General features: G+C 44.2%; 5 protein-coding genes. 2 read left to right on the top strand and 3 right to left on the bottom strand.

Annotated features, from left to right (window positions below; translation table 11 throughout):
• Positions 1 to 161 precede the first annotated feature (161 nt).
• Together BLP33_RS21960 and BLP33_RS21955 are read left to right on the top strand one after the other, a co-directional pair.
• A complete protein-coding gene (locus BLP33_RS21960; RefSeq protein WP_090533159.1) occupies positions 162 to 3,236 on the top strand; it encodes a SusC/RagA family TonB-linked outer membrane protein in 3,075 nt (1,024 codons plus the stop codon).
• Positions 3,237 to 3,282: 46 nt separating this feature from the next.
• A complete protein-coding gene (locus BLP33_RS21955; protein ID WP_090533157.1) occupies positions 3,283 to 4,791 on the top strand; it encodes a RagB/SusD family nutrient uptake outer membrane protein in 1,509 nt (502 codons plus the stop codon).
• A gap of 124 nt (positions 4,792 to 4,915) precedes the next feature.
• On the opposite strand, the gene BLP33_RS21950 is transcribed toward BLP33_RS21955, so the two are convergent.
• The 3 genes from BLP33_RS21950 to BLP33_RS21940 form a co-directional block, all read right to left on the bottom strand.
• Positions 4,916 to 6,799 carry a RagB/SusD family nutrient uptake outer membrane protein gene (locus BLP33_RS21950; RefSeq protein WP_090533401.1) on the bottom strand — a complete coding sequence of 628 codons (1,884 nt, stop codon included), beginning with the start codon at positions 6,797 to 6,799 and terminating at the stop codon, positions 4,916 to 4,918.
• Between the two features lie 35 nt (positions 6,800 to 6,834).
• On the bottom strand, positions 6,835 to 10,290 hold the full coding sequence (locus tag BLP33_RS21945) for a TonB-dependent receptor (RefSeq protein ID WP_090533399.1): 3,456 nt from the start codon (positions 10,288 to 10,290) through the stop codon (positions 6,835 to 6,837).
• Positions 10,291 to 10,581: 291 nt separating this feature from the next.
• Positions 10,582 to 11,727 (bottom strand): FecR family protein, encoded by a 1,146-nt coding sequence (locus BLP33_RS21940; protein WP_090533155.1) that lies wholly within the window; start codon positions 11,725 to 11,727, stop codon positions 10,582 to 10,584.
• Between the last annotated feature and the right edge of the window lie 37 nt (positions 11,728 to 11,764).

Below are 11,764 nucleotides of genomic sequence, written 5' to 3'. Positions count from 1 at the left end.
CAAATTCATGAAAAAAAATGATGCTATAAAGGCAATCCGGACTTCTTTGCCCTTTCTGAAAGGCAACTTCCGGCCTTGCGGCGGTTATAAACCGCCATGAATGCTTCGCAGAGAAGTGTTCCTATAATTACCAGTTTAAAAACAACCTACTAAACAATGTTATGAAGAAAAATCTTATCTACTCAATTCTGCTCACCTTGCTGTCGCTGCACACGATGGCGCAGGTTAAGATCAGCGGCAAGGTAACCGATGCTAAGGATAATTCAGCTTTACCTGGTGTAAGTATCAAAATAAAGGGCACCCAGGGTGGTACCCAGACGGATCTTAACGGAAATTACACGATACAGGTAACCAGTGCCAAACCTGTATTGATATTTTCATATACAGGTTATGCCAGCCAGGAAATATCAACCGTTGGCAAAACTGTCGTTAACGTGCAGTTAGCTGGCACGTCCAGCGCCCTTAACGAAGTTGTGGTGATCGGCTACGGAACTGTTAAAAAATCGGATCTTACCGGCGCTGTTACCGGCATCAAAGGCGATCAGTTAAATGATAAACCCGTGGCTAACGTAACCCAGGCCCTGCAAGGCAAAATAGCCGGTGTGGAAGTTAGTGTTAACAGCACGGCCCCCGGCGCGGGCGCTAAAGTACGAATTAGGGGTATCGGATCCATCAACTCCAATGTCGATCCATTATATGTGGTGGATGGCGTGGTAGGAGTTGATCCAAACTCTATCAACCCGCTGGATATAGCCTCGGCCGAGGTGTTAAAAGATGCTTCGTCCACAGCTATTTATGGTTCGCGTGGTGCCAATGGTGTAATTATGATCACGACAAAACGTGGCCGTACTGGTGCTGCAACTATTACTTATGATGATAACTTTAACGTAAGCGAATTGTATCGCCATTTACGCACTTTAAACTCGGCCGAGTTTGTTAAAGTTTACAATGAATCATTCGCCAACGGTCAAAAATTTGACCCGGCCGGAGGGGTATGGGCACCACCGGTTGCATTAAACCATACCAATTTCCCTAAGCTTTTTGACGCTAATAATAACCCAATTTATGATACCAATTGGGAAAAGGAAACCTATAAACCAGCGTTTTCGCAAAGTCACCAGTTAAACATTCAGGGTGGTAGCGAAAAGTCGCTTTACAGTTTATCGCTTGGCTATTTTAACCAGAATGGTCTTGCGCCAACATCGGCCTTTAAAAGATATACCATCAAAATGACAATGGATAACGACCTGAAAAGCTGGTTGAAAGTGGGTGGCAGCATTAACCTCATCAGCAGCAGGCAACGTTTAGTTACCGATGGTAATGGTGGGCTAAACGTGCCAAGGGACGTATCAGAAGAGGTGCCAATAGTGCCTGTTAAATATCCTGATGGCACATGGGCAGGCAATTATGATATTGCCGGTCTTGAGGGCGCGCCGAACCCGGTGCAGGTTGCCAACGAGCGTTACACGCTTAACAATAACCTGCAAATGTTAGGTAACATCTACTCGCTGTTCCACATTACAAAAGAGCTGGATTTTAAAACAGATTTCGGCTATAACTTAAGCGCTCAAAAAAATAACTTCTACTCAGCAGGCGATCTGCCGCACTTATCACAGGATCAGGGAGGTGTAGCTAACGTAAACGCTTATAATAATTATTACTGGCAAACAGAGAACTACCTTACCTGGAACAAAAAGATCAACGAAAGGCAGCGTTTTACCGCTTTGTTAGGTATCTCGTTCCAGCAACAAGGGTATGCCCGGGTACGCTCAGAAACGCAGAATTTTATTGATGATATTTTTCAGTACCACTACGAGCAGGCAGGGTCTGTAAGGAGCGCCAATGAAACGCAGGATGAAAAATCATCATTAAGTTCATATTACGCCCGTTTAACTTACAATCTGGATGAAAAATACCTGTTTACCGCAACCGGCCGGTACGATGGCTCATCGCGGTTTGGGGTGAATAATAAGTACGCATTCTTCCCTTCGGTGGGTGCCGCCTGGCGTGTATCGCAGGAGAATTTCCTGAAGGATAACCATACCATCACCAACATGAAATTGCGGGCCAGTTACGGTACTTCGGGTAACCAGGAGATAGGTAACTATCGTTCGCTGGCACAGATCCAGCCGAGCACCACGGTTTTGGGTGGGGCTGCTCAGTCAACATTGTTGCCAAGCTATATTGGTAACCCTAACTTAAAATGGGAACGTTCTGTTCAGTTTGATGCCGGTTTGGAGTTAGGTTTATTTCATGATCGTGTAAACCTTAACCTCGATTATTATAACCGCACCACTAAAGATCTGTTGTTGCAGGCCCCTATACCATGGTCTGCCGGTGAAACCAATGCCAATGTATATAAAAACGTAGGATCAGTGCGTAACTCCGGTGTCGAGGTTAGTCTGAACACCCTAAACGTTAAAACTCCCGATTTTGAATGGAGCACCAATTTTATATTCACTACCAATAAAAACAAAGTTTTAAAACTAAATGATAACGGCGCGGACATCTTCCCAGGCCCTAATTTCCTCGGTCAAAACTTTGTGATCAGGGTTGGCGAACCTATCGGTTCGTTTTATGGTATGACAAGGCTTGGTACCTATAGCACTTCGGCCGAGGATGTAGCCGAGGCCGCTAAACACAGCTTAAAGCCCGGCGACAGGAAATATATTTACAATCCGGATGGCAGTAATTATTATAGTATCATCGGCCGCGCTTATCCTAAATGGACGGGCACCTTCAGCAGCAGCTTCAGATACAAAGCTTTTGATTTTTCGTTCGATATCCGATTTGTTCAGGGAGTAAATACTGCCGCCAACTTCAAACACTCGGTTGAGGACAGGCAAACCCTTTCAAACAGTTTGGCCACCGTGCTTAACGCCTGGACACCTAATAACCAGAACACCTATATTTCGCAGGTGCGTAACTACAAATTCGCGCAGGATTCGCATTTCGATACCTGGTGGGTTGAGGATGGCTCGTTTATTCGCGGCCAAAACTTTACGTTGGGCTATACCTTGCCACAGCTGGTGCTTAAAAAGCTTCATGCCAATCGTTTCAGGATATATGCAAGTGTTCAAAACGCGTTCATCATAACCAAATATACCGGTTATGACCCGGAGGTGGATACCTTCAATTCAAGCTACGGGTCGAACGGTTCGTTCTCGCAGAATTTAGATTTCTTCTCAAACCCTCGCCCCCGAGTATGGAACCTTGGTTTACAGGTAACTTTTTAAACAGGGGTAGAGGATCGATTGATAGTTTAATTTAAATTATATAAAAATGAAAACCATAAAAAATATATTGCTTGTAGGGCTGGTGTTGTTTACATGCTCCTGCAAAAAGTTTTTGAAGGAGGAGCCTACCAGTTTCCTTACGCCCGAGTCGAATGTATCGAGTGTTAAAGTGGCCAGGGCTTTTGCCAATTCGGGTTACCAAAACCTGCAGGGCTTTTTATCAGGCCAAAGTGGTTCGTACGGCGGTAATACCTGGAATTTGATGGAATTTATGACCGGTAAATCAGGCAGCGACCTTGGGCAAACCGGTTACGTAAATTACCAGAACCTAACTTATAGCAGTACTTCCTTTTACTTTGATACATGGTGGCAGCAAATGTACCTTGGCATAGGCGCGTGTAACCTGGCCATAGGTAAAATACCAACCATCAATGCACCCGGCCTTACTGACGAGGTAAAGAACAATATGCTGGCCGAAGTAAAAACCCTGCGGGCGCTTTACTATTTTCAACTGGTACGTATGTATGGCGCGGTACCCATGGTTACCGAAACGCCCAAAGACCTGAACCTCAATGTTCCACGTACAGCTGCGAAGGATATATATGATAAAGTGATTATTCCCGATCTGTTAGCTGCCGAAAAATCAACGCTGCCATGGAAAGACAACACGGGTAAAGTATCTATGGGTGCTGTTGAGGCCTTATTGGCCGATGTGTATTTAACGTATGCAGGTGCCGCGATCAATGGTGGTAAAACATTCTACGCCGAATCGGCCAAGCGCTCGCTCAATGTGATCCAGAATGGTGGTTATACCCTGTTTCCGGAATATACCGATATGATCAAACCTGCAAATAAAAATACAGGCGAATTTATATTCCAGGTGCAATATGCGGCGTCGGTACCATCGTCAAATCCGCTTACACCGCTTACTATTCCGAATTTTTCGGGTGTTTCGCAATACTCAGATGAGTATGGTTCGGTTTATCCTACAACTCAGTTTTTAGCATCATTTGCTGCCGGCGATAAACGAGTACAAGAAAAGCAATTCTTTTACTCCAGCTATACCAATACAAAAACGGGCAAAAAAATCACTTTCCGCAGCCCTTATATCTACAAGTGGTTTGATTCTACTGCAATTAATACCACGTTAAAATCTGATCTTAACTACACCCTTTACCGTTTGGCCGATGTTGAGTTGATGTACGCCGAAGCATCAAACGAAGCCGAAGGCGCGCCAAATGCTACGGCTATATTGATGGTTAACAATATCCGCGCAAGGGCTAAGCTGGCCCCGATAGGGGCGTTAACCCAATCAGCATTTGAGCAGGAAGTGTGGTTGCAGCGGTATTTTGAGCTCTGCTTTGAAAATAAAATGTGGTTTGATATGCTCCGAACCCGCAAAGTTCATAACGATGTTACCGGTAACTGGGATAATTTTATAGGCCATAAAACAGTATTTGGCGCCACGTTTACCGATAAACAACTGCTGTTCCCGCTGCCTAAACAGGAAACAGATGTCAATCCGAAGTTGTTACCTAATAATCCGGGTTTTTAAAGGGAAAGTAATCTGAAATTTATTAATAGCAAACAGTAAAAGGCCGCGCAAGCGGCCTTTTACTGTTTGTGGGTTAACCAACAACCTCTGTTTAAACCAACTTAGAGGTTTCTTTCGGATATATTTAATATCCGGGATTTTGTATTAGTAAATTGTTCTTGTTTACTTCATCGCGAGTGATTGGCCTGAAGTAAAGCGCGTTGTTCCAGGCCCTGTTTTCCAATACATTATATTCGGACGGTGTGTAGCTATAATCATAAACCGATGGGTCATAATGGTAAGGAGAGGATTGCGTTTTTCCCGATTTGAATTTTCCGGTAACAGTTACTATGGTTACCTTCCTGCCTACGGTTTCGTTGGCTATCAGCCATCTTCGTACATCATGATATCGCTGTTCTTCATAGGCCATCTCAATCCGGCGCTCATGACGGTAAATGTTTCTCAGGCTTGTTTGATCTGTGGCGGTAACCGCGGGCATACCAACCCTGAAGCGGATCTTGTTTAACCATTCTACCGCCGGGCCTGTGTCACCGAGTTCTATAGACGCCTCAATATAATTCAAAACCGCTTCTGTATATCTGAAAAAAGGCCAGGGAATAGTTTGCGGCATGTTTTGATCAATGATATTAGGATCCGGATCGGTAAATTTATGATAGTAATAGCCGGTGTAGGTACCGTTCCAGTTTTCTAACGAACTGTTGCGGGTGTCCAGTCCGCTGAAAGATGTTAGTTTGCCGCTCACCATCAAATCATAAGTACCGGTTTGAATTTGATTGGCGGGGTCAACATTGCCGGATACTTTATCGCGGGGTTTCCAATCCGAGCCATCGTACAGCACCGTTGCATAAAATCGGGGGTCGCGGTTTTTATAGGGATCAGCTTTTTCTAATGGGTTCGACCAACTGAATGGAGTGCCGTCCTGCATATCATAATCATCAACAAGTAAGCCAATCGGAGAGTTTCCGCCCCAGTTATGATAACCGTTAGGCCCGTTGTAAAGGTTTGGTGTTACGGCATAGTTTGGCAGCAGGAAATACTTTGCAAAGATGATTTCCGAAGCCCCGGCGGGGTCAATATTGGGCGCTTTACTACCTCCCCCCATTGCGATACTCGCATAGTTAATAGCACCCTGACTGGCTGAAACAGGAGCTGATAAATTTAGTTTATAACCGGTGCGCGGATCAGCATCCATTACCGCCTTTGCCGCGGTTTGTGCCAGGCGGTAACGATCGGCCTGGTTGCCGCTTGTGTAACACAGCAGGGGAAGGGTTTGATCCGGAATACCACTAACTTTTGCCGTTAGTTTAGCTTTATCATGCAAGTCACTCGCTGCATAAAGTAATACCCTCGATTTAATGGCCAGGGCTGCAAGCGCCGTAGCACGACCTTGCCCCATTGTTTTACCGGATAATAATTTGTTCGCTTCATCGCAATCTTTTACAATAAAGTTTACACACTCCTCGTAGGTATTACGCTTTACCTTAAGGTCGTCGGTAATGTTATATACTTTGGTGATGAGGGGGACACCGCCGTAAAAGCGTAATAATTGCTGGTAGTAATAGGCCCTCAAAAAATAGGCTTCACCTAAAAACTGGTCTTTTTTGGTCTGGTCGGAAATGCTGTTTTTGCCGCTTACAATTCTGTCGATGGCCGTATTACAGGTCCTGATATACAGGTACATCCTGTCCCAGTTCCACGAATCGTCGATCCAGCCGGTAGTAGTGGGGCTAACATTGCCCGTATTGACGATATCGATACCTCGTCCGGTATGGTTAAACAGAGATTCGTCCGATACGGAGGCGAGCATTTGCTCAGATAATCCACCGTTTATCAGGCCTTTATAGGCATCGTTCATATAGGCTTCGGCCAAAGTCGGGTCGCTCCAAACCACATCAGCAGATAGTTGGTTGGGTGGAGCAACATTCAGGAAATCCTTTTTACAAGCCGCGCCCATTATCATAATGAACACCAGCAGATACAGGTTTTTATTTTTTAATGTCGTTTTCATATCAATTCCTTTCATAATGCGTTTTCTTACGCTCCTTAAAAAGTAACTTTAACACCCATGTTAATTACCTTAGCCTGCGGATAATACTGTCCGCTGGTATTGGTAGATTCGGGGTCCCAAATTTTGATCTTATCAAAAGTGGCCAGGTTGATGCCATTAGCGTAGATCCTCAATGAATTGAGCCCTAACTTTTGTATCCATTCTTTCGGAAGTGTATAACCCAACTCCACATTCTTTATCCGGATGTAATTGCTGTTGATTACATAATAGCTATTGTCTGACGCGCTGGAAGTGAAGTAGGTAGCGCCGCTATTAGAGTCAGATAACCGCGGATAAAGGTTGTTAGGATGATCAATACTCCAGCGTTTTTGATATGACCATTCCAGGTAGTTACCGATACTTCCTGATTCGGTCAGCCCTATTTTTTGTAAGCCGCCGGTAGCTCCCTGAACCAATACGCTTAGGTCAAATCCTTTGTAACCCAGGTTGATGTTCACGCCACCTGTAAAGGTAGGAGTGCCGTTTTTATCCATCCGTATTTTGTCATCACCATTAATTTTACCGTCGTGGTTTACATCTTTAAATTTCATATCTCCGGGCCTTAAGCTCGAATTTGAAATTCCTAATCCGCTGTAGTCAAGCTTATTGGCGTCGATATCTCCCTGGTCTTTAAAAACGCCGTCATATTGGTATAACAGCCAGGCATCTGTTGGATGATCGGTTGCTCGCTGCCAGTCTGGCGCGCCCGGGGTTTCGTCAAAATACAATACTTTATTTTTAGCATATCCGGCGTTTACACTAACGCTGTAATTAAAATCGCCGGCGCGGTCACTGTAATTCACGCTGAAATCATACCCCGAGTTTTTCAACCTGCCGAGGTTAACAGGAGGGAAGTTGTATACAGGGATACCTGCGCTTCCCGGTATCGATCCGGTTTTAGGCGCCAGCACATTTGAGCGGAGGTTATAAAAATAATCGAACGTTACTGATAACCGGCTGTTTAAAAAGCTTGCTTCAAGGCCAACATCGGTATTGTTTGCAACTTCCCAGGTAAAATCATAATTAGGTGCGGTGCCTTCATAAACCGTCGCAACGGGCTGTCCGTTAAACATGTTATTGCTGGTTGCCAATAAAGTTAGGTATTGGTACTCTTTAAGCGCACCGCCATAATATGCTTCGGCCCCCATCCGGCCCCATGAGCCCCTTAGCTTCAAATTATCGACAAAGTGAATGTTGTTTTTAAAGAAGCCCTCTTCCGAAATGCGCCATGCTGCCGTAACACCCGGGAAAAAGCCAAACCGGTGGCTGGGCGGAAAGATATAGGAGCCATCTACACGCCAAAGAAATTGCGCGATATATTTTTCTTTATAGTTATAATTGGCAGAACCGAAATAGCTTAAGCGCGCACTTTTAAATACATCATTGGCCCCGTTTGATTGTCCCAATTCCTGGCCAAATGATAACTGCGGGATTTGCGAGGATATAAAGTTGGTTTTAAAAGCTGTAAAGCCGCTGCTATTAGCAGTTTGGCGCTGTACACCGGCCATTAATGAAACCGCATGACCATTAAAGTTCCTGTCATAATTGATGATGCCGGTTAAGTTTATATCCAGCTCATTAATGTTTTTTTCTGTAAGATTTGGTGTATGAAACTGGTCAGGATAGAAGTTTTTAACCTGCAATTGCGGGCTGCCATCATTATTTAAGGTAGTTTTATCCCACGAATACAATTCATATGGTGTTCTCCAGGTACTTTGCCTGTCCCAGTATTTATCCAGCGACGCTGTACCGGTTAATTTTAGGCCTTCTACGCCCGGCAATTTAATTTCTATTTTACCGGTAGTCTGCAGGTAATCTTTAGTGTTTTTATCATATCCGGTTTGGTTAGTTGTAGCCACAACCGGGTTAATACCGTTTTCAATATCCGGACCGGCCGAACCGTTGGGCCAAATGGCTACATCCGTTGGCCTGCCACGCATAATAAACCTGAAAATGTTGGCGGCACTCACTGTTGGGTAGTTAGGGTTTTCTTCCCTGCCGGTAACATTTAAACTGGTGGTGATATATTTACTAACTTTAGATTCTACATTGATTCGCAAATCGTACTGCTTGTATCTGGTGGCCGAGTTCTTATAAAAACCGTCCTGGTTTAAATAGCCCAGCGAAACAAGGTATTTGGTATAGTCGTTACCGCCCGTAACCTGCAGGTTGTGCCTTTGTTGCGGCGACCATTTTTGAAATACGGTGCCAAACCAATCGGTATTGGGATATCGGAGCGGGTCAGATCCATCCCTGAATTTCTGCATAGCCTCCGGCGAAAAAGCAGCGTTTATGCTGCTGCCATCAGGCCGGGTGTACGTGCCTGTGTTTTTTAAAGCTTGCCAGGCATCGTTCCAGTTGCTTTGATTTAAGCCCGAATTGAATATTTGTAATTCGTTCATGATCTCGGCATATTCCGGTGCGTTTGCCATTTTGGGTACACGGGTAGGACGCTGCAAACCATAATAAAAATCATAACTGAATTGTGGCTTACCCGATTTACCTTGCTTGGTAGTAACCAAAATTACACCGTTACCGGCCCTTGATCCATATATTGCGGCTGATGCATCTTTCAGGATTGATATACTTTCTACGTCGTTAGGATTGATCCTGTCAATACCACCTGCACGTCCCGGTACCCCGTCAATTACAATCAGCGGATCTGTGTTACCGCCTGATAAGGAGTTGATACCGCGGATGCGAATAGTAGAGCCATCACCACCAGGTTCGCCGCTTGATTGGATAGCAACTACACCCGACAGGCGGCCACCAAGAGAGTTAGAGAGGTTAACAGAGGCTGATTTGGCCAGCTCCGAGCCCTTTACATCTGATACCGCGCCCGACACAACGACCTTTTTCTGCGTGCCGTAACCAACCACAACAACCTGGCTCAGATCTGAAGCCAGAGGAACAAGCTTGATATTATCGAGGTTCTTTTTCGCCGGTACTTCCAAAGTGGTAAATCCCACGAAAGAGATAACCAGGATACCATCATCCGGAACATTGCTTAACGTGAAACGCCCTTCGGTATCGGTTTGTGTACCTAAACTTCCGCCTTTTAATTTTACCGATGCACCCATAAGGGGTTTTCCGGTCTCATCAACAACCTTTCCCTTGACGGTGATCGGCGGAGGAGCGTTTTCCTGCTCAGCTGTTTGAGGATAAGTTGCTCTCAGCAAAATATTTTTACCGGTGATCTTGTAGCCGATCTGCGCGTTTTTAAAACAGGCGTTCAATGTTTCCTCGATCGAGGCGTCTTTAACATTAACACTGATGGACGTATTCACCAGGTTTTGATCGGTATACAGAAAAACATAACCTGACTGGTTTTTAATCTGGGATAAAACTTTTTCCAGGGGGGTATTTTTTTCGTTTAGACTGATCTTTTGACTATAACTTTTAGCGCTTGCATGTAATAGCGTAATTATTAGTAGGAGGGTGGTTAGTTTCATAACCATAATAAGTTTATGGACCAGTGAGCCTTTTTTAGGGCATATCACTGTCAGGACACCTGTAAAATTCATTACATTTGTTAGGTTTGAGGTTAACACATAAGATAATACTCCATTTGTTTTACCGATTTATTCGGAAGGGTTGACTCAAGCTTTATCGCAGAAGTGCTTCGAACCACTTCTGCGTTCTTTTAAGAACCCTGTTTTCTCTGATCAGGTTATTTGACGTAATATTTTTTTCATCGTTTTCAGGTTAGCTGTTAAATAATTGGTTATTTATTTAGTGTAGGTTTAAGGTTTAATGATAATTTTCTTTTCTGAGCCTTTGGTTTGCTGTACAATTTCATAGTTTACTTTAAAATAAGCCAGCATATCCAGTATTTGTGTGGCGTTCGCATCTTTGATCATTTCGCCAGAAAAAACGGTTTTCGGAACACCATACGGGTATGAAACATCAACGTTGTACCAACGCGATAACTGCCGCATAACATCCTCAATTTTTGCTTTTTTAAATTTGAACAGCCCGTTTTTCCAGGCGGTTGCCTCGTTAATATCTGCGTCTTTAATTTCAATTGCTGTATTTGATAAAGACGTTATACTTTGCTGTCCCGGGCGGAGGAGCACACTCCTTGAATCTCTTGATAATTTTATGCTGCCTGCCACCAGGGTAGTTTTTATTACCTGTTCATCATCATAGGCATTTATATTAAACTCAGTACCGATATCTTCAATAGTATGCCCTTTGAAATTTACCCTGAATGGTTGTTTCGCATTATGTACAATCTCAAAATAAACTTCGCCGGTAATATTTACGGTGCGATCATTTCCTTTAAAAGCCGTGGGGTAAGTGATGGATGAGGCAGAGTTTAACCACACCTTGGTACCATCAGCTAACACCAGGTCATATTTCCCCCCGCGGGGGGTACTCAAAGTATTGTAAACTACAACTGAAGGATCGGTATTGTCAGGTGCATAAGCCAACTGACCGTTAGCCGTTTTTACGATTCTGATATTGCCTTGTTTAGCTATTGTCCCGTTTATCTGGCTGTTTAAATTAATCTTGAGGCCGTTGTTTAGTACCAGGACCGCTTTATTACCGCCAGGGGCAATGTCTACCCTTTCAACCTTTGCCGTCATTTGTTGCTGACTGGCTTTCGAATTTGAAAGATAATAGTAGCCCCCTACTGATAAACAAAGTATCACAGAAGCTGCCAATGCTATTCGTGGCCATAGCCGTTTGGTTGCGGCCGGCAGTACAGTTACATTTAATGATTGCCAAACATCCGCTTTCATCTGGTCAATTTCTTCGGATGAAAGCTCCTGTTGTTCAGGTGTCCATTGGGCGTACCACTCCTCCAATAAAATGCGCTCTTCGTCGGTTATCGTGCCGGCGTGATATTTACTTAATAACTCCTGAAGATTGATTTTTTGGTTCAACTGGCTAAGTATTGTCTTATTTATTATAGACAAATAG

This window comes from Mucilaginibacter sp. NFR10, assembly GCF_900100445.1.
Lineage (GTDB): Bacteria > Bacteroidota > Bacteroidia > Sphingobacteriales > Sphingobacteriaceae > Mucilaginibacter > Mucilaginibacter rubeus.
Note: the sequence above shows the minus strand (reverse complement) of the source record. Positions and strands in the feature narration are given on the sequence as shown.

Bases quoted from the DNA above. Each gene is read 5' to 3' on its own strand.
- BLP33_RS21960 (WP_090533159.1), top strand. From the start codon at position 162: ATGAAGAAAAATCTTATCTACTCAATTCTGCTCACCTTGCTGTCGCTG.
- BLP33_RS21955 (WP_090533157.1), top strand. From the start codon at position 3,283: ATGAAAACCATAAAAAATATATTGCTTGTAGGGCTGGTGTTGTTTACA.
- BLP33_RS21950 (WP_090533401.1), bottom strand. From the start codon at position 6,799: ATGAAAACGACATTAAAAAATAAAAACCTGTATCTGCTGGTGTTCATT.
- BLP33_RS21945 (WP_090533399.1), bottom strand. From the start codon at position 10,290: ATGAAACTAACCACCCTCCTACTAATAATTACGCTATTACATGCAAGC.